28 protein-coding genes and 1 riboswitch are annotated in these 26,936 nt (G+C 59.7%); of the genes, 12 read left to right on the forward strand and 16 right to left on the reverse strand.

Going from position 1 to position 26,936, the window contains the following annotated elements; translation table 11 throughout:
- Positions 1–49: 49 nt before the first annotated feature.
- Together ACM6IN_RS02170 and ACM6IN_RS02175 are read right to left on the reverse strand one after the other, a co-directional pair.
- Positions 50–316 (reverse strand): FecR/PupR family sigma factor regulator, encoded by a 267-nt coding sequence (locus ACM6IN_RS02170; protein ID WP_414915323.1) that lies wholly within the window; start codon positions 314–316, stop codon positions 50–52.
- 63 nt (positions 317–379) lie between these two features.
- Positions 380–1,198 (reverse strand): alpha/beta fold hydrolase, encoded by an 819-nt coding sequence (locus ACM6IN_RS02175; protein WP_095111482.1) that lies wholly within the window; start codon positions 1,196–1,198, stop codon positions 380–382.
- 180 nt (positions 1,199–1,378) lie between these two features.
- Here ACM6IN_RS02175 and ACM6IN_RS02180 point away from each other — a divergent pair, with 180 nt between their 5' ends.
- Positions 1,379–1,828: a winged helix-turn-helix transcriptional regulator gene (locus tag ACM6IN_RS02180; protein WP_095111481.1), complete on the forward strand. Its 450-nt coding sequence runs from the start codon at positions 1,379–1,381 to the stop codon at positions 1,826–1,828.
- 71 nt (positions 1,829–1,899) lie between these two features.
- Here the strand turns inward: ACM6IN_RS02180 and ACM6IN_RS02185 are convergent, their stop codons facing one another.
- On the reverse strand, positions 1,900–2,943 hold the full coding sequence (locus ACM6IN_RS02185) for an LLM class flavin-dependent oxidoreductase (RefSeq protein WP_007910852.1): 1,044 nt from the start codon (positions 2,941–2,943) through the stop codon (positions 1,900–1,902).
- A gap of 152 nt (positions 2,944–3,095) precedes the next feature.
- Positions 3,096–3,581: a flavin reductase family protein gene (locus tag ACM6IN_RS02190; protein ID WP_007910854.1), complete on the reverse strand. Its 486-nt coding sequence runs from the start codon at positions 3,579–3,581 to the stop codon at positions 3,096–3,098.
- Between the two features lie 324 nt (positions 3,582–3,905).
- Between ACM6IN_RS02190 and ACM6IN_RS02195 the strand changes: the two genes are divergently transcribed.
- Positions 3,906–5,312, forward strand: coding sequence for a purine-cytosine permease family protein (locus ACM6IN_RS02195; protein WP_414915324.1), 1,407 nt, complete (start codon positions 3,906–3,908; stop codon positions 5,310–5,312).
- Positions 5,313–5,561: 249 nt separating this feature from the next.
- Positions 5,562–6,662, forward strand: a complete 1,101-nt coding sequence (locus tag ACM6IN_RS02200; protein ID WP_007910859.1) for a polyamine ABC transporter substrate-binding protein — start codon at positions 5,562–5,564, stop codon at positions 6,660–6,662.
- A gap of 116 nt (positions 6,663–6,778) precedes the next feature.
- On the opposite strand, the gene ACM6IN_RS02205 is transcribed toward ACM6IN_RS02200, so the two are convergent.
- Positions 6,779–7,753: a TerC family protein gene (locus ACM6IN_RS02205; protein ID WP_123374974.1), complete on the reverse strand. Its 975-nt coding sequence runs from the start codon at positions 7,751–7,753 to the stop codon at positions 6,779–6,781.
- Positions 7,754–7,917: 164 nt separating this feature from the next.
- Between ACM6IN_RS02205 and ACM6IN_RS02210 the strand changes: the two genes are divergently transcribed.
- Positions 7,918–8,862 carry a Dyp-type peroxidase gene (locus tag ACM6IN_RS02210; RefSeq protein ID WP_007910862.1) on the forward strand — a complete coding sequence of 315 codons (945 nt, stop codon included), beginning with the start codon at positions 7,918–7,920 and terminating at the stop codon, positions 8,860–8,862.
- Here ACM6IN_RS02210 and ACM6IN_RS02215 read toward each other — a convergent pair whose 3' ends face one another.
- The gene (locus ACM6IN_RS02215; RefSeq protein WP_095111479.1) at positions 8,863–9,651 is read right to left on the reverse strand and encodes an AraC family transcriptional regulator; all 789 of its coding nucleotides are present in this window, start codon (positions 9,649–9,651) and stop codon (positions 8,863–8,865) included.
- Between the two features lie 84 nt (positions 9,652–9,735).
- On the opposite strand from ACM6IN_RS02215, the gene ACM6IN_RS02220 reads away from it, so the two are divergent.
- Entirely contained in the window at positions 9,736–10,734 is a 999-nt protein-coding gene (locus ACM6IN_RS02220; RefSeq protein ID WP_414915325.1) for a bile acid:sodium symporter family protein, read from the forward strand.
- Positions 10,735–10,827: 93 nt separating this feature from the next.
- Here the strand turns inward: ACM6IN_RS02220 and ACM6IN_RS02225 are convergent, their stop codons facing one another.
- Entirely contained in the window at positions 10,828–11,427 is a 600-nt protein-coding gene (locus tag ACM6IN_RS02225; protein WP_007910868.1) for a response regulator transcription factor, read from the reverse strand.
- A 115-nt stretch (positions 11,428–11,542) separates the two neighbouring features.
- On the opposite strand from ACM6IN_RS02225, the gene ACM6IN_RS02230 reads away from it, so the two are divergent.
- Positions 11,543–13,171 (forward strand): hybrid sensor histidine kinase/response regulator, encoded by a 1,629-nt coding sequence (locus ACM6IN_RS02230; protein ID WP_095111478.1) that lies wholly within the window; start codon positions 11,543–11,545, stop codon positions 13,169–13,171.
- 116 nt (positions 13,172–13,287) lie between these two features.
- Here the strand turns inward: ACM6IN_RS02230 and yecR are convergent, their stop codons facing one another.
- The 3 genes from yecR to ACM6IN_RS02245 form a co-directional block, all read right to left on the reverse strand.
- Positions 13,288–13,596: a YecR family lipoprotein gene (gene yecR / locus ACM6IN_RS02235; RefSeq protein ID WP_123374976.1), complete on the reverse strand. Its 309-nt coding sequence runs from the start codon at positions 13,594–13,596 to the stop codon at positions 13,288–13,290.
- 32 nt (positions 13,597–13,628) lie between these two features.
- Entirely contained in the window at positions 13,629–13,943 is a 315-nt protein-coding gene (locus tag ACM6IN_RS02240) for a hypothetical protein (protein ID WP_414915326.1), read from the reverse strand.
- A 234-nt stretch (positions 13,944–14,177) separates the two neighbouring features.
- The gene (locus tag ACM6IN_RS02245) at positions 14,178–14,636 is read right to left on the reverse strand and encodes a hypothetical protein (RefSeq protein ID WP_414915327.1); all 459 of its coding nucleotides are present in this window, start codon (positions 14,634–14,636) and stop codon (positions 14,178–14,180) included.
- Here ACM6IN_RS02245 and ACM6IN_RS02250 point away from each other — a divergent pair.
- Positions 14,635–14,844, forward strand: a complete 210-nt coding sequence (locus ACM6IN_RS02250) for a hypothetical protein (protein WP_414915328.1) — start codon at positions 14,635–14,637, stop codon at positions 14,842–14,844. The two genes, ACM6IN_RS02245 and ACM6IN_RS02250, sit on opposite strands and share 2 nt — an antisense overlap.
- 570 nt (positions 14,845–15,414) lie before the next feature.
- Here ACM6IN_RS02250 and ACM6IN_RS02255 read toward each other — a convergent pair.
- Positions 15,415–16,587, reverse strand: a complete 1,173-nt coding sequence (locus ACM6IN_RS02255; protein WP_141128681.1) for a cystathionine gamma-synthase — start codon at positions 16,585–16,587, stop codon at positions 15,415–15,417.
- Positions 16,584–17,960, reverse strand: a complete 1,377-nt coding sequence (locus ACM6IN_RS02260; RefSeq protein WP_095111476.1) for a pyridoxal-phosphate dependent enzyme — start codon at positions 17,958–17,960, stop codon at positions 16,584–16,586. The genes ACM6IN_RS02255 and ACM6IN_RS02260 overlap by 4 nt, the downstream gene beginning before the upstream one ends.
- 422 nt (positions 17,961–18,382) lie before the next feature.
- Between ACM6IN_RS02260 and metE the strand changes: the two genes are divergently transcribed.
- Both metE and ACM6IN_RS02270 read left to right on the forward strand, forming a co-directional pair.
- Positions 18,383–20,671, forward strand: coding sequence for a 5-methyltetrahydropteroyltriglutamate--homocysteine S-methyltransferase (gene metE, locus ACM6IN_RS02265; RefSeq protein ID WP_414915329.1), 2,289 nt, complete (start codon positions 18,383–18,385; stop codon positions 20,669–20,671).
- 217 nt (positions 20,672–20,888) lie between these two features.
- A complete protein-coding gene (locus ACM6IN_RS02270) occupies positions 20,889–21,440 on the forward strand; it encodes a GNAT family N-acetyltransferase (protein ID WP_123374978.1) in 552 nt (183 codons plus the stop codon).
- On the opposite strand, the gene ACM6IN_RS02275 is transcribed toward ACM6IN_RS02270, so the two are convergent.
- The 4 genes from ACM6IN_RS02275 to ACM6IN_RS02290 form a co-directional block, all read right to left on the reverse strand.
- Positions 21,379–22,143, reverse strand: a complete 765-nt coding sequence (locus tag ACM6IN_RS02275) for an ABC transporter ATP-binding protein (protein ID WP_414915330.1) — start codon at positions 22,141–22,143, stop codon at positions 21,379–21,381. The genes ACM6IN_RS02270 and ACM6IN_RS02275 overlap by 62 nt on opposite strands.
- A complete protein-coding gene (locus ACM6IN_RS02280) occupies positions 22,140–23,144 on the reverse strand; it encodes a FecCD family ABC transporter permease (protein ID WP_185051904.1) in 1,005 nt (334 codons plus the stop codon). Before ACM6IN_RS02280 ends, ACM6IN_RS02275 begins: the two co-directional genes overlap by 4 nt.
- A gap of 8 nt (positions 23,145–23,152) precedes the next feature.
- Positions 23,153–24,166 carry an ABC transporter substrate-binding protein gene (locus tag ACM6IN_RS02285; RefSeq protein WP_414915331.1) on the reverse strand — a complete coding sequence of 338 codons (1,014 nt, stop codon included), beginning with the start codon at positions 24,164–24,166 and terminating at the stop codon, positions 23,153–23,155.
- A 143-nt stretch (positions 24,167–24,309) separates the two neighbouring features.
- Positions 24,310–24,504, reverse strand: a riboswitch (cobalamin riboswitch).
- Positions 24,505–24,546: 42 nt separating this feature from the next.
- Positions 24,547–25,482, reverse strand: coding sequence for a Ppx/GppA family phosphatase (locus tag ACM6IN_RS02290; protein WP_414915332.1), 936 nt, complete (start codon positions 25,480–25,482; stop codon positions 24,547–24,549).
- Positions 25,483–25,490: 8 nt separating this feature from the next.
- Here ACM6IN_RS02290 and ACM6IN_RS02295 point away from each other — a divergent pair, with 8 nt between their 5' ends.
- The 3 genes from ACM6IN_RS02295 to map all read left to right on the forward strand — a co-directional run bounded on the left by ACM6IN_RS02295 (position 25,491) and on the right by map (position 26,921).
- Positions 25,491–25,730: a hypothetical protein gene (locus ACM6IN_RS02295; RefSeq protein WP_414915333.1), complete on the forward strand. Its 240-nt coding sequence runs from the start codon at positions 25,491–25,493 to the stop codon at positions 25,728–25,730.
- A 175-nt stretch (positions 25,731–25,905) separates the two neighbouring features.
- On the forward strand, positions 25,906–26,133 hold the full coding sequence (locus ACM6IN_RS02300; RefSeq protein ID WP_007918027.1) for a ParD-like family protein: 228 nt from the start codon (positions 25,906–25,908) through the stop codon (positions 26,131–26,133).
- Positions 26,130–26,921, forward strand: a complete 792-nt coding sequence (gene map / locus ACM6IN_RS02305) for a type I methionyl aminopeptidase (protein ID WP_414915334.1) — start codon at positions 26,130–26,132, stop codon at positions 26,919–26,921. The genes ACM6IN_RS02300 and map overlap by 4 nt, the downstream gene beginning before the upstream one ends.
- Positions 26,922–26,936 lie beyond the last annotated feature (15 nt).

Here is a 26,936-nt window from a genome sequence, read left to right on the forward strand (position 1 = left end):
ATGCGGGCTGCAGCTCTGGCCGCGGGAAGGGAAGGGCAAAACCTGGCGGCTAGATTTCACGCTTGCGCTCAGGCGCTACCCCATGAGCGGTGAGGAGTTTTTTCGCCGTCTCGGGTTCATCCGGCAATTGACCGCTGAGATCCCAGATCTCGAGCATTTTGGCGTACTCGAAAGCGTGGCGCGGGTCGACCTCTATCCAGCGCTGGAAATCCTGGCGGACAGCCGGCAGACAATCGTCATCGTGCAGACGCATGCACCAATCGGCGGCTTGCACAGAGATGTCTTCGTCCATTGCGTTGAGGTCGGAAGGGGTCATTTGACGAGGGTAACAAAAAAGTCCGTCAAGCCGATGCCGACGGACTTTTTTAATGGCGAATATTCAGCGTTTGAGAAACGCTAGCAAATCCTCATTCAACGCCTGCGCATGGGTCACCGCAAAGCCATGTGGCGCCCCTGCGTAGACCTTCAACTCGGCGCCTTTGATTTGTGCGGCAGCCTGTTTGCCGGTGGTTTCGAACGGCACGATCTGATCGCCGTCGCCATGGATCACCAGCGTCGGCACATCGATTTTCGCCATGTCCGGGCGGAAGTCGGTTTCCGAGAATGCGGTAACGCAATCCACCGTGCCTTTGAGCGACGCCAGCAGGGCGACATTCAGGGTTTGCGTGAGCACGCCGGCAGAGACTTTCTGGCCTTGGTTGGTGCCATAGAACGGCGCAGCGAAATCGGCGATGAACTGCGCGCGATCCTGCAGCAGGCCGGCCTTGATGCCATCGAACACCGAGGTGTCGACGCCCTGTGGAAAGTCGGCTTTCTTGCCGAACAGTGGCGTCACCGCGCCCAACAACACCAGACCGGCAACCCGCTCACTGCCATGCCGGGCGATGTAGCGGCTGACGTCGCCGCCGCCCATGGAGAAGCCGACCAGGGTCACGTCGCGCAGGTCCAGATGATTGATCAATTGCGCGATGTCATCGGCGAAGGTGTCGTAGTCATAACCGGTCCACGGCTGATCGGAACGGCCGAAACCACGGCGATCGAACGCAATGGTGCGAAAGCCACGGCTGCTCAGGTATTCCATCTGGTATTCCCACATGTCGGCATCCAGCGGCCAGCCGTGGCTGAACAGTACGGGTTTGCCGCTGCCCCAATCCTTGTAGTAAATCTCGGTACCGTCTTGCGTGGTGAAGGTGCTCATGGAAACTCCTGCTTCGGGGTTCAGTGCCGAAATGGCGGCATTCACTATCAGCTCAAAGCGCGCCGGCTACTTGTATGCAGGTGCTGGTTTTGCGCCGGTTCGGCCATGGAGCCGCTCCAGAGTTGTATGATGCAACCCAAAGCCGCACGGTCGGCCACTGATACGAGGGAGTACGTCTAAGTGAAACGCAAAAGTTTGCAGGGCAACGCTTGCCCCGTTGCCCGCACGCTGGACCTGATCGGCGACTGGTGGTCACTACTGATCATCCGCGATGCGCTGGACGGAATTCGCCGTTTCAATGATTTTCAGAAGAGTCTGGATATCGCGAAAAACATGCTCAGTGCGCGCTTAAAGGGGCTGGTGGAGCAGGGCATCCTGCAAACCGCGCCGGCTGCTGATGGCGGTGCCTATAAGGAATACGTGCTGACAGAGCGCGGCAAAGCCTTGCAGACCGTGATCGTTGCGCTATCGCAGTGGGGGGGAGAGTTCATGTATGGGCCGGGTGAGCCAGGTTCGGTGATGGTCGATGCAAGGGACCGCCAGCCCATTCGCAAGCTGGAATTGCAGTCTGCCGATGGCCGAACGCTTGGCCCCGCAGATGTGGCGACGCGGCTTGGCGTAGAACACTGATTCAGTGTGGCGAGGGAGCTTGCCCCCTCGCCACAGATGACGTGTTTCAAGTCTTTCCGATGCCAGGTTACTTAGCGAAACGCCGGCACCACATGCTTGATAAACAGCTCCAGCGATTTCTTCTTCTCTTCATGCGGCAAGCTGTTGTCACACCAGAAACTGAACTCATCCACGCCCAGTTCCTGGTAGTACTTGATCCGCGGAATGATCTCTTCGGGCGTACCAATCATCGCCGTCTTGTGCAGGCTCTCCAGCTCAAATTCCGGACGCCCGGCAAACTTCTCTTCCGGGCTTGGCGCGAGGAAGCCATTGACCGGGGTTTGCTTGTTGCCGAACCACGCATCGAAGGTGCGGTAGAAACGCGAGATCGCTTTCGCGCCGACTTTCCAGCCGTCCGGATTATCAGCGGTGTGCACGTGGGTGTGGCGCAGCACCATCAGTTGCGGACGCGGCACGTCTGGATTGTTGTCCAGTGCGGTCTGGAACTTGTTCTTCAGGTCGAGGACCTCTTCGTCGCCCTTCATCAGCGGCGTGACCATCACGTTGCAGCCGTTGGCCACGGCGAAGTTGTGCGAATCCGGGTCGCGGGCGGCGATCCACATCGGCGGATTCGGCTTCTGGATCGGCTTCGGTACGCTGGTCGAGGTGGGGAATTTCCAGATGTCACCGTCGTGGGCGTAGTCGCCTTGCCACAAGGCGCGGACCACCGGGACCATTTCGCGCAATGCCTGGCCGCCGCTGGAGGCAGGCATGCCGCCGGCCATACGATCAAATTCAACCTGATAGGCGCCACGGGCCAGGCCGACTTCCATGCGACCGTTGCTGATCACGTCGAGCAACGCGCATTCACCGGCTACCCGCAGCGGGTGCCAGAACGGCGCGATGATGGTGCCGGCGCCGAGGTGGATGGTGGTGGTCTTGGCGGCGAGGTAGGCGAGCAGTGGCATCGGGCTTGGCGAGATGGTGTATTCCATCGCGTGGTGTTCGCCGATCCACACGGTGCTGAAACCGCCGGCCTCGGCCATCAGGGTCAGTTCGGTGAGGTCTTCGAACAGTTGGCGGTGGCTGACGCTTTCGTCCCAGCGTTCCATGTGGATGAACAGGGAAAATTTCATGACGCTTCCTCGGATTTTTTGTTGTTGAGGCTACAAAACTTGTAGGAGTGAGCCTGCTCGCGATGGCGGTGTGTCAGAAAACATATCGACATCGGATAAATCGCTATCGCGAGCAGGCTCACTCCTACAGTTGAATTGTGCGGGGCTGACGATCAGGCCAGGACGGGCAGGGCGCCCATCTTGCCGTGGCAGTACACCAGCGGCCCGCTAATTTGCTCGGGGACGATCAGATTCTTCACCGCGCCGACCATGATGGCGTGGTCGCCGCCTTCGTATTCGCGCCACAGTTCACATTCGATGATAGCCGTCGCGTTGGCGAGGATCGGGTTGCCCAGTTCGCTCAAGGTCCATTCGATGCCTTGGGCCTTGTCCTTGCCTTTGCGGGCAAAGGCGTAGGCTTCGCTTTGCTGGCCGCCGGACAGAACGTGGATGGCAAAACGCTTGTTCTTGATCAGTACCGGGTAGGAATCAGAGCTGTAGTTGGGGCAGAACAGCACCAGCGCCGGGTCCATCGACAGCGAGCTGAACGCACTGGCAGTCAGGCCGACAATCTGACCGTCATCGTCCAGGGTGGTAATAACGGTTACGCCGGACGGGAACGAGCCCATGACTTGTTTGTAGATGGCGGCATCGATCATTGGTCGGTCCTCGGGTGTGGTGCTGCTGTTTTTATGTGTTTGTTGGTCTGATGGTATACCAGTATTCAATCTTTGCAAGGGCTTTTAAGCTGAACCGATAAACGTGCCGCGTTCGTCGGAAACTCAGCATTTATGGGGCTTTCGGCTGGTCTGCAGACCAAGGATTCAGCGAGCATGGCATATCAGATAGCGCCGCAAACTGCGGATCAGTCTTGTGAATTGTTTGGAATACCATAATATGGTCAGCATCTGAGGGGCGACCATAGAGTCCTCCCGGTTTGGCTTCATACAACGATAAGAACAGACAAACTCGAGTTCATGCATATGTCCCAGATGTCCCGGCAAGATCCGTTGATCGAGAACCATACGGTCGACTACGTCCCACTCGCGGAACGCCACGGGAAGGCCCGCGACCTATTCACCCTTTGGTTCAGCACCAACATTGCGCCACTGCCCATCGTCACCGGCGCCATGGTGGTTCAGGTGTTCCACCTCGATTTGCTTTGGGGGCTGCTGGCGATTGCGCTGGGACACATGATTGGCGGCGTGGTGATTGCGCTGGCGTCGGCGCAAGGCCCGCGCATGGGCATTCCGCAGATGGTCCAGAGTCGCGGCCAGTTCGGCCGTTATGGCGCGCTGTTGATCGTGTTCTTCGCCGCGCTGATCTACATCGGTTTCTTTATTTCCAACATCGTGCTCGCCGGCAAATCCATCGTCGGCATTGCGCCGTCGGTGCCGGCGCCGCTGAGCATTCTGATCGGCGCACTGGCGGCCACGGCGATCGGGGTGATCGGCTACAACTTCATTCACACGCTGAACCGCATTGGCACCTGGGTGATGGGCAGCGCGTTGCTCGCCGGTTTCATCTATATCTTCGCCCATGACTTACCGGCGGACTTTCTCACTCGCGGCAGTTTTAACCTGTCGGGGTGTCTGGCGACGGTGTCGCTGGGGATCATCTGGCAGATCAGTTTCTCGCCGTATGTGTCCGACTATTCGCGTTACTTGCCGGCGGATATTGGCATTGCCAAACCGTTCTGGGCGACTTATCTGGGCGCGACGCTGGGCACGATTCTGTCGTTCAGCTTCGGCGCGGTGGCCGTGCTGGCGACCCCGGAAGGCACTGAAGCGATGGTCGCGGTCAAGCAGTCGACGGGTTGGCTCGGGCCGATTCTGATGGTGCTGTTTCTGCTCAATATCATCAGCCACAACGCGCTGAATCTGTATGGCGCTGTGCTGTCGATCATCACCTCGATCCAGACTTTCGCCAGCCAATGGACGCCGAGCATCAAGGTGCGCGTCGTGTTGTCGAGCGTGGTGCTCGCGGGTTGCTGCGTGGTTGCGCTGGGCGCGTCGGCGGATTTCATTTCCGAGTTCATCGGTTTGATTCTGGCGCTGCTGCTGGTGCTGGTGCCGTGGGCGTCGATCAACCTGATCGACTTCTATCTGATCAAGCGCGGCTGCTACGACATTACCTCGATCTTCCGCGCCGATGGCGGGATTTACGGGCGCTTCAATCTGCACGCGATCATTGCGTACTTTATCGGCATCCTCGTGCAGTTGCCGTTCGCCAACACCTCGCTGTACGTCGGACCGTACGCCAATCTGGTTGAGGGCGCGGACTTGTCCTGGCTGGTCGGCCTGGTGGTGACCGTTCCGTTGTATTACTGCCTGGCGACACGCGGCCAGACTCAGCAGAGCAGGGCGGCCAGGTTGGGTTACACCGACTGACCTGATCTGCTTCAGCACAATGCCCGGCCCTTCGCCGGGCATTGTTGTTTACGCATCCCGGCGGTCAATCAAATTGGCCACATCGATCCCCTTTTGGCCCATCCCCCACTGTGCTCCAGCTACGCTGTCAGCAAGAATCAAAACCACAACGAGACGCTCGACCCTTTTTACCCTTGGCTACCTTTACAGCCGCTGCCGTGTACAGAACATAAAAACCATCGAACTCACGCTGCCTTTTGGGGAACAACCATGGTCACGATGAAACGCATTCTGGGTGCCACTGTGTGTGGGCTGTCGCTGTTGGCCGGCGCCGTCCAGGCTGAGCAACGCGAACTGCGCGTGTACAACTGGGCGGATTACATCCTGCCGTCCGTGCCCAAGGATTTCGCCGCAAAAAGCGGCATCAAAGTGACTTGGGACACCTTCGACACCAACGAATCCCTCGAAGCCAAACTGCTGACCGGCAACTCCGGCTACGACCTGGTGGTGCCGTCGAATCAGTTCCTTGAAACGCAGATCAAGGCAGGCGTGTTTCAGAAACTGGATAAATCGAAACTGCCGAACTGGAGTCATCAGGATCCGGAACTGTTGAAACTGCTGGGCAAGAACGATCCGGGCAATCAGTACGGCGTGCCTTACATGGTCGGCACCGTGCTGATCGGCTTCAACCCGGCCAAAGTCAAAGCGGCACTGGGCGACAACGCGCCGGTGGACAGTTGGGATCTGGTGTTCAAGCCGGAGAACATGGAAAAGCTCAAATCCTGCGGCGTGGCGATGCTTGATTCGCCGACGGAAATCCTGCCGCTGGCCCTGCATTATCTGGGCCTCGACCCGAACAGCCAGAACCCCGCCGACTATGAAAAAGCCAAGGAGCTGATGCTCAAGGTTCGCCCGTACGTGACTTACTTCAACTCGGCCAAATACATGACTGACATCGCCAACGGCGATATTTGCGTGGCCATCGGTTATTCCGGCAGCTTCTACCAGTTCGGCAATCGCGCCAAAGAGGCGAAAAACGGCGTGGTGGTCGACTGGCGCTTGCCGAAGGAAGGCGCGCCGATCTGGTTCGACACCTTCGCCATTCCGAAGAGCGCGAAGAACGTCGCCGAGGCGCATGAATTCCTCAACACCTTGCTCGACCCGAAAGTGATTGCGCCGATCAGCGACTTCCTCGGCTACCCGAATGCGAACAAGGATTCGATGCCGCTGATCAACAAGGAAATCACTGACAACCCGAACCTGACACCGACCCCGGAAGCGCTGAAAAACCTCTACGTCGTGCAGCCGTTGCCGCAAAAACTTGAGCGTGTACGCACCCGCGTGTGGACCAACATCAAGTCCGATAAGTAACACCGCTCCCCCTGTAGGAGTGAGCCTGCTCGCGATAGCGCCAGATCAGTCAACATCGCGTCGTTTGACAGACCGCTATCGCGAGCAGGCTCACTCCTGCAAGGTTTTGTGGTGTGTCATTCCGTGCTGCGTTCGGATTCTCTAGTCATCACCAGACTCAGCAGAACCGAACTCAGGATCACCCCACCCACCACCGCCAGCGACCATTCCACCGGCATGTGCAACCACGGCATCAACACCATCTTGCCGCCGATAAACACCAGCACAATCGCCAGCCCGTACTTGAGCAAGTGAAAGCGGTCCGCCATGTCCGCCAGCAGGAAGTACAGCGCGCGCAGGCCCATGATCGCGAAGATATTCGAAGTGAACACAATGAACGGATCAGTCGTCACGGCGAAAATCGCCGGGATGCTGTCGACCGCGAACATCAAGTCACTGGCCTCGATCAGCACCAGCACCAGAAACATCGGCGTGGCCCAGCGCACGCCGTTCTGCAGGATGAAAAACCGTTCGCCGTGAAAACCACTGGTGATGCGCATATGCCCGCGCACCCAGCGCAGCAGCGGATTCTTGTCCAGGTCCGGCTGGTGGTCGGCAAACACCAGCATCTTGATCCCGGTGAAGATCAGGAACACGCCGAACGCATACAGCAGCCATTCGAACTGCGACACCAGCCACACCCCGGCAAAAATCATCACCGCGCGCATCACGATCGCGCCGAGCACGCCGTACAGCAGCACCCGCCGTTGCAGCTCCGGCGGCACGGCGAAGTAGCTGAAAATCATCACGAAGACGAACATGTTGTCGATCGACAGCGATTGCTCGATCAGATAACCGGTGAGGAATTCGAGGGTTTTTTCCCGGGCAATCTCGGCGCCGAACGCGCCGTGCAGATACCACCAGAGCAGGGCGGCGAAACTCAGTGCCAGCAGGCACCAGGCGATGACCCAGGACAAGGCTTCGCGCACTGAGACCCGATGCGCCTTGCGCCCACCGAAGACAAACAGGTCCAATGCCAGCATGGCAAGTACGAAGACGATGAAGGCGCCCCACATCCATGGTTCGCCGATATTGATGTTGGTGGCTGGCATGTCACGCTCCCTGTCTATTCTTGGATTGGGGTCAGACGAGGCCATGCTAGCGACCAGTTTGCGGCAAAGAAAAATCGTTTATTTCTGCGCAACAGTTCGTTAAAAACGAACTATCCGCCCTCGTTAACAGCTCGGGCACTTTTTACGGAGCAATGTTTTCAGCGATGAATACCGACATTCTCGAACCTCAAGCGGTGTGCAGTCCGATCACCAGCAGCGCGATTTTCATCGTTGCGACGCTCAACGACGGGGCTGAAGCCGCGCAAACCGTCAAAGACTGGTGCGGCGATGTCGCCGGGCTAGTGCGTTCGGTGGGCAAGCGCGTACCGACAGGCAATCTGACCTGTATCTGCGGCTTTTCCTCGAACGCCTGGGATCGACTTTTCGGTAATCCACGCCCGGCATCGCTGCACGGTTTTCGCGAATTTGGCGGGGAAGGGCGGCACGCGCCGGCAACCCCGGGCGATCTGCTGCTGCACATTCGCGCCGATCAAATGGATCTGTGTTTTGAACTGGCCACGCAAATCATGGCGGTTCTCGGCGATGCGGTGACGGTGGTCGACGAAGTGCAAGGTTTCCGCTATTTCGACATGCGCAGCATCATCGGTTTTGTCGACGGCACGGAAAACCCGGTCGGACGCAAAGCGGTCAATTTCACCATCGTCGGTGACGAAGATCCGGGCTTTAGCGGTGGCAGTTATGTGCTGGTGCAAAAGTACCTGCACAACATGACCGCGTGGAACGGCCTGAGCGTTGAAGCGCAGGAGCGCGTCATCGGTCGCACGAAACTGTCCGATATCGAACTGGACGACGCGGTCAAACCGAGCAACTCGCACAGTGCGCTGACCACCATCACCAATGCAGCCGGCGAGGAAGTGAAAATCCTCCGGGACAACATGCCGTTCGGCCGTCCTGGAGCAGGGGAGTTCGGCACGTTCTTCATCGGTTACGCGCGCTCGCCGGAACCGATGGAGCAGATGCTGGAAAACATGTTCGTCGGCAAGCCGCCGGGTAATTACGACAAGTTGCTGGATTTCAGCACGGCGGTCACCGGTAGCCTGTATTTCGTGCCGTCGGCGGATTTACTGGAAGAGCTGGCGGATCGCTGATCAACGAAAGAACTCCCCCGGCGTTTCACCGAACTGCTGACGAAACGCCGCGATAAACGCCGATGTCGAGTCGTAACCGCAGGCCAGCGCGACGTCGGTGACGCGTTCACCTTTCTCCAGCGGTGTCAGCGCGCCGAGCAGGCGCAAGCGCTGGCGCCAGGCGCGGAAGGTCAGGCCGGTGTCGCGCAGAAACAGGCGGGTGAGGGTCTTCTCGGTGACGCCGAACTTCTCGCTCCAGTGGCTCAGCGTGGTCTGTTGTTCCGGGTGTTGTTCAAGGCTCTGGTAGATCTGCTTCAAGCGCGCGTCTTGCGGCAGCGGCAGCATCAGGTCGATCTGCGGCGCTTCGGCCAGTTGATCGAGGATCACTTGCGCCAGACGTCCATGCGGGCCGCTCTGGTCGTACTCCACCGGAACCTGACTGAACGCGCGGATCAGCTCCCTGAGCAGATCGCTGACGCCGAGTACATGACAGCGCTCGAGCGCCCACCCGGCGACGCTGCAATCGATGTACAGGCTGCGCATTTCCGTGTGCGGCGAGCTGAACACCCGATGCGGTACGCCCGCCGGGATCCACACCGCGCGTTCGGGCGGGGCGACAAAGCGGCCGGCGCTGGTCTGGATTTCCAGCACGCCCTGAATCGCATAGGACAACTGCACCCACGGGTGACTGTGGCGCCGGGTCAGGGCGCGATTGGGCAGCGATTCGGTGCGCCCGTACAGTGGACGCGGCAGGCTGGGCAGCCCGGGAATGCTGCGCCGAACGCTTTTGTCATGTCCTTTAGGCGGCATCTTGTGGCCCTTCGGCGTTAGTCGGTAATTCGCAGTCACGTTAGAGTCGTCGGCACGCCCTGGCAACCCCCGGATGAACCGACCATGACTCGCCCACGCTTTTTGCCCGACAACTTCACCCTGACGCTGATCGGCGTCGTACTGCTGGCCAGTTTCCTGCCGGCCAGCGGCCAGGTCGCCGTCGGCTTCGGCTGGCTGACCAACATCGCCATCGCGCTGCTGTTTTTCCTGCACGGCGCCAAACTGTCCCGCGAATCGATCATCGCCGGTGCCGGTCACTGGCGCCTGCACTTGCTGATATTTGGCCTGACCTTTGTGCTGTTCCCGATTCTCGGGCTGGCGCTGAAACCGCTGTTGTCTCCACTGATCGGCGACAAGCTGTACATGGGCATGCTTTACCTGTGCGCACTGCCGGCAACGGTGCAATCGGCGATCGCCTTCACTTCGCTGGCGCGCGGTAATATTCCGGCGGCGATCTGCAGCGCTGCGGCATCGAGCCTGTTCGGGATTTTCCTCACGCCGTTGCTGGTAACACTGCTGCTCGACGTCCACGGTGATGGCGGTTCTACGCTGGATGCAATTCTGAAAATCAGCGTGCAGTTGTTGCTGCCATTCATTGCCGGACAGATCGCCCGTCGCTGGATCGGCGCGTGGGTGGGGCGCAACAAGAACTGGCTGAAGTTCGTTGATCAGGGTTCGATTCTGTTGGTGGTCTACGGCGCATTCAGTGAAGCGGTCAACGAAGGCATCTGGCATCAGATCCCGCTAGTCGAACTGCTCGGGCTGGTGGTGGTTTGCTGCATCCTGCTGGCGCTGGTCTTGCTGGCGTCGACGCTGCTCGGCAAGGCGTTCGGTTTTAGCCAGGAAGATCGCATCACCATTTTGTTCTGCGGCTCGAAAAAGAGCCTGGCCACTGGCGTGCCGATGGCGCAGGTGTTGTTTGCCGGCAGCACGATTGGCGTGTTGATCCTGCCGTTGATGCTGTTTCATCAGATTCAATTGATGGTCTGCGCGGTGCTCGCTCAGCGTTATGCGAAACGGCCGGAATCGGTGCCGGAGCTGATGGCGCAAGTCGATCCATAACGCACCGCCTCGTGTAGGAGCTGCCGAAGGCTGCGATCTTTTGATCTTGTCTTTTAAAAAACAAAGTCAAATGATCGCAGCCTTCGGCAGCTCCTACAGAGTTCCGGCGTATTTCACGGCAGCCGCCCGTGAGGGCACGTTCAGTGTGCGTAATAAAGAAGACACATGAATCCGCACCGTGAACGGGGAAATATCCAGTTCACGGGCGATTTCCTTGTTGGTCTTGCCTTGCGCGATCAAGCGCAGGACGTCTTGCTGACGAGGCGTAAGGGCGGCGCCGGTTTCCAGCGGCAGCAAGCCGGACGGCGCAAACTTCACCAGCACCTCACCTTCACGAATCGCCAGAATCGCCTGACCGATTTCATCGGGGGCAATGTTTTTGCCGATAAAACCGTCAATGCCAGCGGTCATGACTTCGCTGATCAGCGACTCATCATCGACCATCGACACCACAATCAGCGTGGTACGCGGCAAGCGTCGACGCAGTTCGGCGAGCTGGCTCACACACGTGAGCCCGGGGAAGCGCAAGTCGAGAATCAATGTGTCCGGCTCGCCCAAAGGCAGCAGCGCCAGTACGGCGTCGAGATCGCCCGCTTCTTCGATAACGGCTTCGGGCAGCAACCGCTGCACCGTGCGCAGCATCGCCTCGCGAAACAGCGGGTGATCGTCGGCTATGATAATTCGGCAGGTCATGGCATGACCCTCCCTGGGTCAGGCGTTACTCAAGGCTTGCACCTTAGCACCGGGCGCGAAGGTTGCCTGTAGGCTGATTCGGAAACTGACGATTGCCGCACAAGGACGTTTAACCATGAAGTTCGAGAAAAACACCGAACTCGATCAGGCCAACCTGCGCATTATCATTGCCAGTATTGCCGTGGTTTACATGCTGATACTGGGTTTTTTGCCAGGCCAGCGCTTCGATACATACCTGCCGATCATTACCTACATCATTGTGTTTTTGTTGGCCTCGATCGCCCTGCGTCAGGCGATTGCGCGCTGGCCAGGGCATTACCCGGCGCGACGGATTTTCGCCATGATCCATGATTACACCGGCACCTGCTTTGGTCTGGTGGTGGGCGGCGAGATGGCGTTGCCGCTGTACGCGGTGATCATCTGGGTCAACCTCGGCAATGGCATGCGCTATGGCTCGCGCTATCTGGCGATTGCCACGGCGCTGGCGCTGCTGGCATTGCTGTGTGTTTATCGCCTGACGCCGGTGTGGCAGGCGCAACCGTTCATGGTGTTGATGCTGATGCTCACCAGCACGGTGATTCCGTTCTATGCGCACTTGTTGCTGGAACGCACGCGCAAGGCCTCCGAAGAGGCGGTGGCGGCGAATCTGGAAAAGTCGCGGTTTCTCGCCCAGGCCAGTCATGATTTGCGTCAGCCGATTCATTCCATCGGTCTGTTTACTGCCTGTCTGCGTGAGTCGAGACTGGGCGAGGAGGAACGGCGCTTGGTCGACAATATCGACCGTTCGTTGCTCAACGTTTCGCAACTGTTCCGCTCGATTCTCGATCTGTACACCCTTGATAACGGCCGGGTTCTGCCCAAACTGCAAACCCTCAATTTAGGGGAATGGCTCGCGGATCTGATTCGCCAGAACGCTGAAGCCGCGCGTTGGGCCGGGGTCGAATTGCATGTGCGCCCCTGTGAATATTGGGTGCGCACGGATCCGGCGTTGCTCGCGACCATGGTGCAGAACGTACTGTCCAACTGCTTCAAATACGGTGCGCATCGGCCGGTATTGATCGGTGTGCGTCGGCACGGGGCAGGGCTGTCAATCGTGGTTTATGACCGTGGCAACGGTATCGCCGAGGAGCATCAGGCCAAGGTGTTCGAGGAGTTTTATCGGGTACGGCAAGTGCGCGACAAAGACGTCGAAGGCGTGGGCTTGGGGCTGTCGATCGTCAAGCGTCTGGGTGAGTTGATTGGTGTCGGCGTTACTCTGCGTTCGCGGCTTGGGCGCGGAACGGCGGTGACTTTGTACGGGTTGCCGATCGCCGCGCCAGCGCCGTTAACGATTAATCGGAATGAGGCGCGCCAAGTCGGTTTGCTGACCGGGCTGAAGGTGTGCCTGGTGGAAGATGACCGCAATGTGCTGCTGGCGACTTCAGCGTTGCTGGAGCGCTGGGGCTGTGTGGTTCAGGCCGAGTTGACGGCTCAGGATCTGGTCACCGACTGCGACATCATCGTCGCCGACTATGACCTCGGCACCCATGCCACCGGCATCGAATGTATCGATGATGTGCGCAGGCAGCGCGGTTGGGCGGTACCGGCGATGATCATCACCGGGCATGACGTCGAGAAAATCCAGGCAGCCCTGCACGACCGCGACATCGCCATCCTGTCCAAACCGGTACGCCCGGCCGAACTGCGCGCGACCTTGCGAGCCCTGCGCGATCGCCAGCCCGAACCCACCGAAAATGCCTTGTAGGTGTCCATGGGGCTGTAGGAGCTGCGGCACGCTGCGATCTTTTGATGCTGATGAGAAGAGCAAGATCAAAAGATCGCAGCCTCGTTGCACTCGACAGCTCCTACAGGGTCAAGCGTCTAGCGTTTGCACAGGTAATCCTGGGTGATGGTGGTTTGCAGGCAGTTGTATTGGCCCATGGTGCGGCAGATGTTTTTCTCCGAGCCGGTCACTTCGGCGTTCTTGTAGCCCCAGGTCTTGCAGCGTTGTGCGGCGACGGTCAGGCCTTGTTCGGCGCTGGTCTGGCCGCTTTCGAATTGGCCCAGTTCATAGGAGACCTGGACGATGCCATCGTTTTTGCTGCCGCCAGTGGCTTCCCATTGTTTTGGCGTGGCGCAGCCAGTGAGGAACAGGGCGCTGAGGGTGAGTGTCGCGATCAAGATTTTCATGAGCAAACGGAGTCCTTTACCGGGCGGAGAAGTTATTGCAGCGGGATTGGCGAGGCGCCTTTCGGCAGGCACGACAGCGGCGGCGACATCATGCCCATGCTGGCCACGGCGATGATTACGCCGCTGGGCAATTCACAGTTGTATTCCCCGGCCGGGGTGTACGCGGTGTAGTAGGTGAGGGTGCTGTCGTTGCGGATGTTGTCGATTTTCGACACCGGTTTACCGATCACCGTCTGAGCGCGTTCCTTCATGCTCGCTTCAGTCGGTTTCACGGTCTGGCAGCCGGCCACGCTGAGCAGCACGGCACCGAATACGGCGATTTTGGTGAGGTTTGCAGGGAGTTTCATGGTGTTTCTTCCTTGGTGTTGTTCTGATTTCCAGGCACAACGATCCCGCACGCTGCGAACAGGCAACGTTGAGGAACATCGGGGGTTGCGGGGGAATATAACGCCAGCGGACAGGCCGGTCGATTAGCACAAATGTGCTAGTGCGGCGCTCAACAGGCAGCTCGCTAAAACCGCCTGTTGCGCCGAAGGAGGATTACTGGGGACTGTTGAACTGGTCGGAATAACTGCCGGTCATCAGTGCGGAGGCGACGCGATCAGAACCAACGCCGACACGAGAATAGGCAAACCGGTTGATGCCTGTGCGATCGGCGCCATCTGCCGCCAATGCGCCTGCACCGACATGATCGGCACCATCAGAAGCGACTGCGCCTGCCCCGACATGATCGGCACCATCAGAAGCGACTGCGCCTGCCCCGACATGATCGGCACCATCAGAAGCGACTGCGCCCGCGCCGACATGATCGGCACCATCAGAAGCGACCGCACCCGCGCCGACATGATCAGCACCATCAGAAGCCACGGCGCCTGCACCGACATGATCGGCACCATCTGAAGCGACTGCGCCTGCACCGACATGATCGGCGCCATCAGAGGCGACCGCACCCGCGCCAACATGGTCGGCGCCATCAGAAGCGACCGCACCCGCGCCGACATGATCAGCACCATCAGAAGCCACGGCGCCTGCACCGACATGATCAGCACCGTCGGAAGCTACCGCGCCTGCACCGACATGGTCGGCGCCGTCGGAAGCCACCGCACCTGCACCGACATGATCGGCACCATCAGAAGCCACCGCTCCGGCCCCGACGTGATCCGATCCATCGGAAGCCAACGCCTGCGGTTGTGCAGCCCAGACATTGGGCACCACCACGGTCGCCACGACCGCCAGAAGCACGCCTGACAACAGCTTGTGTTTCATAGTTTTCTCCATGACCCGGCAGCCACAAAGCGATAAGGCATCGTCCGCCGCTTGTTCGCTGGCGTTATGACTCATTGGCCTGGGTCAGTCTGGTGGGCGAAAGGCACGGGCACACCGTCAGGCGTGCGGGTGTCGACAGAATCATGATCGAACTGATTGAGTATAGATCGCGATAGCGAGGCGGTACGGCGGGGGGATCGGCGGCCTTTAGGCGCTTATCTTCCTGCCCGTTTTGAGCAAAGCTCAAATCAGTCTAAAAACTCTGATTCAAGTCCACGAGGCTTTGCTAGGCTCAAAGGTGTAGGCGAAGACGCAGACTGATGCGCAATCGGATAGCAAGGGGGCGTGGGGCGCGCTCCGAAAGGTACACGGTTAGAAAGATCTCCGCGCTGAGATCCAGCCCTTATGCCGTGTGAAGCAGCCGAGGCACTAACTTTCAATTTGACCCGGTACTGTGGGAAGCCCGATAAACCTTGTAAGCCAGAGACCAGCACTGGCCGCCTACTCGAACACCAAAGCCCGCTTCGTGCGGGCTTTGTCGTTCTTGCCAGGTCAGATCGATTGCAGCGCTTGCGCCAGGTCGGCGCGCAGGTCTTCAACGTCTTCAACGCCCACCGACAGACGCACCAGGCCATCGCCAATCCCCAGTTTTGCGCGGGTATCAGCCGGAATGGTTGCGTGGGTCATGATCGCCGGGTGCTCGATCAGGCTTTCCACGCCGCCGAGACTTTCCGCGAGGGCGAAGATCTTCACGTTCTCGAGGAAACGGCGTGCACCGTCCAGATCACTGTTCAGGTCGACGGAAATCATCCCGCCGAAACCGCGCATCTGGCGCTTGGCCAACTCATGCTGCGGATGTGACTCAAGACCCGGATAGTAGACGCGTTTAACCTGCGGCTGCTGCTCCAGCCACTGCGCCAGGTCCAGCGCATTGCTGCAATGACGCTCCATGCGCAGCGCCAGCGTCTTCACCCCGCGCAGGGTCAGAAACGCATCGAACGGCCCGGCAATCGCACCGACCGCGTTCTGCAAGAAGCCCAGCTTCTCGGCCAGTTCCTGGTTCTGGCCGACCACGGCGATCCCACCGATCACATCGGAGTGGCCGTTCAAATACTTGGTGGTCGAGTGCAGCACGATGTCGAAACCCAACTCCAGCGGCCGCTGAATATATGGGCTGGCAAAGGTGTTGTCGGCCACGCTGATGATCCCGCGTGCACGGCAGATACGGGCGATAGCGGCGAGGTCCGACAGGCTCAGCAGCGGGTTGGTCGGTGACTCGACAATCACCAGGCGTGTGTCGTCCTGCAGCGCCGCTTCGAACGCCGCCAGGTCAGTCAGATCGACGTAGCTGAAACGGTGTCCGGCACTGCGCTGACGGACCTTGTCGAACAGGCGGAACGTGCCGCCGTACAAGTCATTGCCGGAGATGACGTGCGAACCGGCATCGATCAGTTCGAGCACCGTGGAAATCGTTGCCAGCCCGGAAGCAAAGGCAAACGCCTGGGTGCCGCCTTCCAGGTCCGCCACGCAGCGTTCCAGGGCAAAACGCGTCGGGTTGTGCGAGCGGCCGTAATCGAAACCCTTGTGCACGCCGGGGCTGTCTTGCAGGTACGTGGAGTTGGCGTAGATCGGCGGCATCAGCGCGCCGGTGGTCGGGTCCGGCGTCTGCCCGGCGTGGATCACCCGGGTCGCGAAGCCTTGGGATTTATCGTCGTGCTGACTCATGCGAGGGATCTCCGTAATTGGTTGAGCATGTCGGTGCGAGTGATCAGGCCATGGAAGCCCGATGCATCGGCAATGATCGCGACGAGGCCACGGCTGAGCACCGTTTCCAGCTCAGCAAGGCTGGCGCCAGGGGCAAGGGTTTGCAGTTTGTCGGTCATCACGCTGGAGACGGATTGGCTGAAGCGCGCGGCGTCTTCGTGCACCGCCAGCAGGATGTCGGATTCGTCGATCACACCGACCAGTTGCTTGCCTTCCACCAGCACCGGCAATTGCGAAACATCGGCCAGGCGCATGCGCTGGAACGCGGTCAGCAGGGTGTCGTCAGGGCCGACGCTGATCACGCGGCCGTCCTCGAAGCGGCGGGCGATCAGGTCACGCAAATCACCGTAACCCTTGCGCTGCAACAGGCCTTGATCGGTCATCCACTGGTCGTTGTAGACCTTCGACAGATAGCGCGTACCGGTGTCGCAAACGAAGCTGACCACACGTTTCGGTTCGGTCTGTTCGCGGCAATAACGCAATGCGGCGGCGAGCAGGGTGCCGGTCGAGGAGCCGCCGAGAATGCCTTCGGCCTTGAGCAACTGACGGGCGTGATCGAAGCTTTCTTCATCGCTGATCGAGTAGGCGTGGCGCACGCTGGAGAGGTCGGTGATCGATGGAATGAAGTCCTCACCGATGCCTTCCACCGCCCATGAGCCGGGCGTCGGCAGCGAGCCATCGCGGCTGTATTGCGCCATCACCGAACCGACCGGGTCGGCGAGGACCATTTCCAGATCCGGCTGCACGCGTTTGAAGAAGCGGCTCAGACCGGTCAGCGTGCCGGCCGAGCCGACACCGACAACGATGGCATCCAGATCATGTTCGGTCTGCGCCCAGATCTCCGGCGCGGTGCTGCATTCGTGGGCCAACGGGTTGGCCGGGTTGTTGAACTGGTCGGCGAAAAACGCGCCGGGAATGTCTTTTGCCAAACGGGCGGCGACGTCCTGGTAATACTCGGGATGACCCTTGCCGACATCGGAGCGGGTGATGTGCACTTCGGCACCCATGGCCTTCAAGTGCAGGACTTTCTCGGTGGACATTTTGTCCGGTACCACCAGCACCACGCGATAGCCTTTGGCGCGGCCTACCAGGGCCAGACCCAGGCCGGTGTTGCCGGCGGTGGCTTCGACGATGGTGCCGCCGGGTTGCAGACGACCATCACGCTCGGCGGCGTCGATCATCGCCAGACCGATGCGATCCTTGATCGAACCCCCAGGGTTCTGCGATTCAAGCTTGAGAAACAGTGTGCACGGCCCGGTATCAAAGCGGGTGACCTGCACAAGCGGAGTGTTGCCTATCAGCCCAAGTACGGCAGGGCGTGATTCCTTTGACATTTCTTCACCTCTTGGTGGTGTTGATCGCGTTCCAATCGCGGGGAAAAGACACGCGTGCAACATAGGCTCAGACATCAGCTGTCGCAACCTTTAGTCGGTCGCCAATTCAGCCATTTCGATCTAACGATAGATCGAAATCAAAGACCTGCCGGGGCGGGTTCGAGAGCGTTTACACAGAGGCGTCATCGAGTTTTCAAAGGGCGTCTTCATGGCGACGAACAGCTTGAATTGCCGACAAGTTTCCCGCCGCAAAAAACGCTCAGCCGTGCCAAACGCTCTCACCTCGGAGTGTTTTCAGGAGACAGACTGCGATCATTTGATCATGAGGGAAACTTGTGTTGATCAAGATTAAATTGAGTTTGTCTCACTAGCGACCACTGCCGACAATGGCCGCCATCAACAGAACACTGGAGTTGTTTGTTATGGCACTGGCCCATTCCCTTGGATTTCCGCGCATCGGTCGCGACCGCGAACTGAAGAAAGCGCAAGAGGCGTTCTGGAAAGGAGAACTGAACGAGGCAGGCCTGCGTGAAGTCGGTCGCGAGCTGCGCAAGGCTCACTGGGACTTGCAGAAAAACGCTGGCATCGAATTGCTGCCGGTCGGCGATTTCGCCTGGTACGACCAGGTGCTGACGCATTCGCTGATGTTCGGTGTGATCCCTGAGCGCTTCCGCCCGCACGATGGCAAAGCCAATCTGCACACCCTGTTCGCCATGGCCCGTGGCGTCAGCGACAGTTGCTGCGGCGGGGCGCACGCCCAGGAAATGACCAAGTGGTTCGACACCAACTACCACTACCTCGTCCCGGAATTCAGCGCTGATCAGCAGTTTCAACTGGGCTGGGAGCAGTTGTTCGAAGAGGTCGAAGAAGCCCGTGCGCTGGGCCACAACGTCAAACCGGTGATCATCGGCCCGTTGACGTATCTGTGGCTGGGCAAGGCCAAGGGCGCCGAATTCGACAAGCTGGAATTGCTCGATCGCTTGCTGCCGTTGTATGGGCAGATCTTCGCGCGCCTCGCTGCTCAAGGTGTCGAGTGGGTACAAATCGACGAACCGATTCTAGTACTCGACCTATCGCAGGAATGGAAGAACGCTTTCGAGCGTGCCTACAACCAGATTCAGCGTGATCCGCTGAAAAAACTGCTCGCCACGTACTTCGGTGGTCTGGAAGAAAACCTCGGTCTGGCGGCGAACCTGCCGGTCGACGGTCTGCACATCGATCTGGTGCGCGCCCCGGAGCAGTATCCGACCATTCTCGATCGTCTGCCGGCCTACAAAGTGTTGTCCCTGGGCGTGGTCAACGGGCGTAACGTCTGGCGTTGCGATCTGGAAAACGCCTTGGCGACGTTGCGCCATGCCCATGAGCGTTTGGGTGATCGCTTGTGGGTGGCGCCGTCCTGTTCGCTGCTGCACAGCCCGGTGGATCTGGGCCGCGAAGACAAGCTCGATGCCGAGTTGAAAAGCTGGTTGGCCTTCGCTGTGCAGAAGTGCGAAGAAGTGGCGATTCTGGCGCATGCCGTCAATGAACCCGAAGCGCCGAAAGTGCTGCGCGCACTGACCGAAAGCCGTTCGGTGCAGGCTGCGCGTGCCGCTTCGCCGCGTATTCACAAACCGGCTGTTCAGGCCCGTGTCACCGCGATTACGGCCAAGGACAGCCAGCGTCAGTCGCTGTTTCCCCAGCGCATCGCCAAGCAGCGTGCCGGTCTGGATCTGCCGCTGTTCCCGACCACGACGATCGGTTCTTTCCCGCAAACCGCATCAATCCGCCTCGCTCGCCAGTCGTTCAAACAAGGCAAGCTGACCGAAGCCGAATACACCGAAGCCATGCACAGCGAAATTCGCCACGCGGTGGAAATCCAGGAACGTCTGGGCCTCGATGTGCTGGTACACGGTGAAGCCGAGCGCAACGACATGGTTGAGTACTTCGCCGAGCAACTCGACGGCTACGTATTCACCCGGTTTGGCTGGGTGCAGAGTTACGGTTCGCGTTGCGTCAAACCGGCAGTGATCTTCGGCGACCTCAGCCGCCCGAAAGCCATGACCGTGGAGTGGATCCGCTACGCTCAAGGCCTGACCGACAAGGTCATGAAAGGCATGTTGACCGGGCCGGTGACCATGCTGATGTGGTCGTTCCCGCGTGAAGACGTCAGCCGTGAAGTGCAGGCGCGGCAACTGGCGCTGGCGATTCGTGATGAAGTGGTGGATCTGGAAGCCGCCGGCATCAAGATCGTGCAGATCGATGAAGCGGCGTTCCGTGAAGGTCTGCCGTTGCGTCAGGCGCAGTGGCAGCATTATCTGGACTGGGCGACTGAGGTGTTTCGTTTGTGTGCTTCCGGTGTGCGCGACGAAACGCAGATCCACACGCACATGTGCTACAGCGAGTTCAACGATGTGATCGAGTCCATCGCGGCGATGGATGCCGACGTGATCACCATCGAAACCTCGCGTTCGGACATGGAATTGCTGGAGGCCTTCGAAGCGTTCGCTTACCCGAACGACATCGGCCCGGGCGTCTACGACATCCACTCGCCACGCATTCCGGATGCTTCGGAAATGGCTAATCTGCTGCGCAAGGCTGCCAAGCGTATTCCGGCCGAGCGGCTATGGGTCAACCCGGACTGCGGCCTGAAAACCCGTGGCTGGCCGGAGACGGAAGCGGCGCTGGTGCATATGGTCACCGCCGCCCGGCAATTGCGTAAAGAGCTGGCCTGACACCTTAACCACCTGAATAAACACAACCCCTTGTAGGAGTGAGCCTGCTCGCGATAGCGGTGTGTCAGTCAAATCATCGGTGACTGACACACCGCTATCGCGAGCAGGCTCACTCCTACAGGGGTTGTGTATGTATTTTCAGAAACGGGAATTCTCATGGCATCGCCGAAAAGCTGTTGCTACTGTGCCCAGCCGCATCCTAGGTATTTGCCGCTACATGAGTGATCAACCCGTTATCCAAACCGTGTCCGACGCAGACATTCCCGAGGTGCTGGATTTTGTTCTAAGCGCCCGCGCCGAGCTTTTCCCCAAGCTCAGCGCGACCGGCATGCCCGACGATCTGGCGCGTTTTGCCGAGGCTTATCTGCGTGGGGCAGGGCGCTTTCTGATCGCTCGTCACGAAGGGCAGATTGTCGCCTCAATCGGCTATCTCCCTTACGACCGACGCTTCCCGCACTTGCTCTATCCGGACCTTAAAGTGGTGGAAATCGTCCGTCTGTTTGTCCTGCCATCACAGCGCCGCTCAGGCCTGGCCGGTGCGCTGTATCGATCACTCAAAGACCTGGCACTCGCCGACGGAGTTGAAGTGATCTACCTGCATACTCATCCATTTCTGCCGGGCGCCATCGCGTTCTGGCAGCGCCAAGGCTTCGAGATTATCGATGTCGACGCTGACCCGGTCTGGCAAACAACCCACATGCACAATCTCATGAGTGAAACCGGAGAATCTGCGCCCCATCGAACGGGTCCGTCAGGTAATGCGCCCTGACCCCGAAAGTGTCCTGTAACCGCTGCGGTGTCAGCACTTCCAGCGGCGCGCCCAACGCCACCAGCCGCCCGCGCTCCAGCACCGCCAGACGATCACACTTCAACGCCTGATTAAGATCATGCAGCGCGATCAGCGTGGTCACCGGCAACGCCTGCACCACATTGAGAATGGTCAGTTGATGCTGAATGTCGAGGTGATTGGCCGGCTCGTCGAGCAATAGAATCTGCGGCCGCTGCGCCAGTGCCCGAGCGATATGCACTCGCTGCCGCTCACCACCCGACAGGCTGCGCCAAAGACGCGTGCGCAGGTGCATGGCGTCTACATCGGTGAGCGCCTGCTGGACGATGGCGTCGTCTGCCTGCGACCACGGTTGCAGCGCCGACAGCCAGGGTGTGCGCCCCAGCGCCACCGCGTCGAACACGCGAATGCCGTCATCAGTGTCGGCCTGTTGTTCGACCACCGCCAGCTTCTGCGCAATGCTGCGCCGGGCCATTTTGCCGAGACGCTGACCTTCGAGCAGCACCTCGCCGGCGCTCGGTTCACGCAGCCCGGCCAGCAACTTCAACAGGGTGGATTTGCCCGAGCCATTTGGCCCGACGATACCCAAGGTTTCGCCGCGCCGGACGTCAAGGCTGACACCGTTGAGCAACTCGGCGCCGCGTACCTTGAAGCTCAGACCAGAACAACTCAAAACACTGTTCATCGCGCGGACCTGCGGCCAACCAGAATCAAGGCGAACACCGGCGCACCGACTAGCGCGGTAATCACCCCGACCGGAATCACCTGGCCCTTGATCAGCGTGCGCGACAGCACATCAGCAGCAATCAAAAACACCGCACCGCCCAAGGCACTGGCCGGCAGCAATCGCGCATGACCCGTACCGAGCAACAGCCGCGCGGCGTGGGGAATCACCAGCCCGACAAAGCCGATTGAACCGACAATCGACACCATCACCGCCGTCACCAGCGCCGCACAACCAATCAGCAAAATCTGCACGCGTCGCACCGGAATACCGAGGGATGCCGCCGAATCCGCGCCAAAGGTAAACGCATCCAGCGCCCGCCGATGCCACAGGCACACGACCAGTCCCAGCACGGCAACCGGCACTGCCAGCCACACCGATGGCCAGCGCACACCACCGAGATTGCCCAGCAGCCAGAACATGATGCCGCGCGCCTGTTCGGAGCTGGCCGAACGAGTAATCAGAAACGCCGTCAGCGCATTGAATAACTGCGAACCGGCGATCCCGGCAAGAATGATCTGCCCGGTGCCGCTGGCCGAACCGCTGACTCGCGCCAGCAGAATCACCAGCACGAACGCCGTGACCGCGCCGGCGAAGGCACCGACTGACAATGAGATCATCCCCGCGCCAACGCCAAGCAGCGCGACCATCACCGCCCCGGTCGAGGCGCCGGCAGAAATCCCCAGCAAGTAGGGATCGGCCAACGGATTACGCAGCAGCGACTGCAAAATCACCCCGCACGTCGCCAGACCCGCACCGCACGCGGCCGCGACCAGTGCGCGGGTCAGGCGGTAGTTCCAGACGATGCCTTCATCGATCGGGTCGAGCGCGTAACCGGCGTTCCACAACTTGTTCGCCAGCACTTGCACCACCACACCCGGTTCAATCGAGGTTTCACCGATGGCCACGCCCGCAACCACTGCAATCAACAGCGTCGCCAGGGCCAGCAACGTACGGATCAGGCTGGCACTCATTGCGACAGGTCATAGCCGTTGATGGCCGTGGCCAGTTGCTCGATGCCGTCGAACATGCGCAGGCTCGCCTGCATGGCCATGGCGTCGAGAATGATGATGCGGTTGTGTTTCACCGCGTCCATGTTGCGCGTCACCGGGTCGCTGCGCAGAAAGGCGAGTTTCTTTTCATAGTCGTCAGCGGGGAAGCGTCGACGATCCATGCGCGCGATCACAAGGAAAGTCGGGTTGGCCTTGGCGATGGTTTCCCAGCCGACCGTTGGCCACTCTTCATCGGACGCCACCACGTTGCGCACGCCGAGGGTGCTGAGCATGAAATCGGGAATGCCTTTGTGTCCGGCCACAAATGGCTCGATGTCCATTTGTGCACTGGAGAACCACACCAGCGCGCTGGCGTCCTTCAGTTGTTTACCTTGGGCGGTGGCAATCGACTTGGCGAGGCTGGCCTTGAGTTCGTCGTTGAGCCGCTGGCCACGCTCCTGCACATCAAAGATTTGCGCCAGTTGGCTCACGCTCTTGTAAATTGTCTCGATGCGAAACGGCGCCAGTCGCGTGCCGTCGGCGCCGACGAGGTTGTCCTTGGCTTCGCAATCGGAGGGCAGCAGGTAGGTCGGAATCTTCAATTCATGAAATTGCTCACGGGTGCCGACCGCGCCTTGCGGGCCGACCATCCATTCCAGCTCCACGGCGACCAGTTCCGGGCGCTTGCCGATTACCGATTCGAAACTCGGTTCGTTATCGGCCAGACGCTCGATCTTGTCGTTCTGTGCCTTGTATTTGTCCAGCACATTGTTGAACCACAGCGAGGTGCCGACGACTTTGTCGCCCAGGCCCATGGCGTAGAGCATTTCCGTGCCGGCCTGGCCGATGGTCACCGTGCGCGTCGGTGCGTGCTGGAAATTGAGTGTGCTGCCGCAGTTTTCGACCGTCAGCGGATAGACCGTCGGTGCCGCTTGCGCCATGGCGCCAAGGCTCAGGCCGGTGATGAGGGTGGCGATGCGAGGCAGCAGCATGGGGCAGTCTCCAGGGGAACCGTACGGGGAGCGGGAGAGTACGGTCTGGAAACACACCATCGAACGCGGTCAGGGAAACTGCGCAAGGCCGGTCATCAAAAGCAGAAGTACACGGCACGATGTCCTTCCCGGACACCCCGCCGGTTAGTAATCACTGTGCCGGCAGGTCTCCTGACTGATGCGTCATCGCCTGGCTCCGGCCTTCCCGGGATTCACCCAGTGGCAGTCGTGGAGCAGGCTCGGCACCTACAGTTGCGGGGGCAGTTCCGGTCAATGCTGTGCAAACACCCCGGATTCCCTATTAGTCCCGTTCGGGAACCAGCGGCGGCATGGTAGTCGATCAAGCCGCTGAAGGGGAGACGAATCTGTTGCGGCGAGGATTAGTGCTGGCTCATCAGACCGTGCAAGACGCCTAAACGCAGGCCCGGTTCGGAGGGCAGCATTTGCGCGATGCCGAACACCTTGAACGCCGCGAGCATCAACACCAGACCGGCCGGCAAAATGCTCTGACGATGTGCTTGCAGGCCGGCAAGCTTGAGCTGTTGCACATTGTTCACTTTCAGCAAAAGCAGCGACAGACGCAGCAGGCCACCGTAGGTGATGCCGTCCTGGCCGAAGTCGTTGAGGCGATTGGCCCTGAGCACTTTGGCGAGCATGCGCGCGGTGCCGGAAGAGCCGATGGTTTGCTGCCAACCCTGAGCACGATAGCGCCGGGCGACGTTTTCAAACTGCAGGATAGCGAAGCGTTCGGCTTCCTGTAGCGCGCCGGCGGAAACATCACCGCCGCGAAAGAACCGCGTGCTCAAGGTGCCGCTGCCAATGGCGATGCTTTCGGTGAGCAACGGTTGTGAGCCTTGGCCGAGGATCAATTCCGTGGAGCCGCCGCCGATATCGACCACCAAGCGCATGTCTTCGGCGCTGGGCAAGGCGTGAGTCACGCCGGCGTAGACCAGCCGCGCCTCTTCATGGCCGCAAATGACGTCGATGGGAAACCCCAGATGCCGCTCGGCACTGGCGAGAAAAAGCTGCGCATTATCAGCCTCGCGCACTGCGCTGGTTGCCACCGCACGGACTCGGCCGGCCTCGAAACCGCGCAGCTTTTTGCCGAACCGCGCCAACGCCTGCCAGCCGCGATCCAGCGCCAACGCATCCAGCGCGCCACCGTCAAAGCCTTCGGCAAGACGCACCGGTTCGCGCAAGGTTTTCACTTCCTGAATCTGCAAGCCCTTTCGACTGCGCACCGACTGGCCGATCATCAGGCGAAAGGCATTCGAACCCAGGTCGATGGCGGCAAACAGCGAGGCGTCGTCTTTCATGGGAATCCTTGCAGAGCATCCGTCGCGAGGCTCAAGACGGTTTGCGAGGATTCTGCCGTGATCTTGATGACATCCTGATGACGGGGCAGGGGCGGTTCAATGAATTTGCGGCTGTCATGACACTGTCATTATCCGGCGTCTATGCTGAGGCCAATACATCGCGTGTTCTTAAAGTTTTTGCTGCCGAATTTGGCAGCTTTTTTTTGCCCGCGATTTGGCTGTTGATCGTTCCCACGCTCCGCGACTGATCGTTCCCACGCTCCGCGTGGTAATGCCTCTAGGGACGCTCCGCGTCCAGTGACGCGGAGCGTCACGGGCTGCATTCCCACGCAGGAGCGTGGGAACGATCAGCGTGTGTGTTTGCAATTTTGGTGGATGCTTGGCTAATATACGATCCATATACACATCGTATCGGATTCATATATGGGCATCGTAAAGATTTCAGAGGACATGCACGAGAACCTGCGTATCTCCAGCAATGCGCTCAGCCGCTCGATCAACGCGCAGGCCGAGCACTGGATGCGCATCGGCATGCTCGCCGAACTGCACCCCAACCTCGACCACAGCGCCATTTGCCGCTTGCTGATCCGCGCCGAACAGAACGGCGGGCTGGATCTGCAACAACTGACTCAGGAAGCCGTCAGCGCATGAGAAACCAGATCAAGATCAACACCCCGGCCGACATCGCGCAATCGCGCGCTGCCGGCAAACTCGCCGCTGAAGTTTTGGCAATGCTGGTGCAGCACGTCAAGGCGGGCGTCACAACTGATCAGCTCGATCAACTGTGTCATGACTACATCGTCAACGTGCAGAAAGCCGTGCCGGCCAACGTCGGCTATCACGGCTTTCCGAAAACCGTCTGCGCCTCGGTCAACGATGTGGTGTGCCATGGCATCCCGTCGGGCACACCGCTGAAGGATGGCGACATCGTCAACCTCGACATCGCGGTGATCAAGGACGGCTGGTTCGGCGACACCAGCCGCATGTACGTGGTGGGTGAGGCGACGCCTGAGGCGCAGCACCTGATCAAGACCACTTACGAAGCGATGTGCGCGGGTATTCGCGTGGTGAAACCGGGCGCGACGTTGGGCGACATCGGCCACGCGATCCAGAGCCTGGCGGAGAAGGAAGGCTTCAGCGTTGTGCGCGAGTATTGCGGGCACGGGATCGGCAAGGTCTATCACGACGAGCCGCAGATTCTGCATTACGGCTTTCCCAACCAGGGCATGAAGCTTAAGGCGGGGATGATTTTTACCGTGGAACCGATGCTCAATGCCGGCAAACGTCACGTGAAGAACATGCCGGATGGCTGGACGGTGCTGACCAAGGATGGCTCGTTGTCGGCGCAGTGGGAGCATATGGTTGCGGTCACCGAAACCGGCTTCGAAATCCTCACCGCCTGGCCGGATGAAATCGAAGGCTATTCCCCGATCACCTAAACACCATAAACCCTC

The sequence above is a fragment of the Pseudomonas sp. IT-P395 genome, from assembly GCF_949767675.1.
GTDB lineage: Bacteria > Pseudomonadota > Gammaproteobacteria > Pseudomonadales > Pseudomonadaceae > Aquipseudomonas.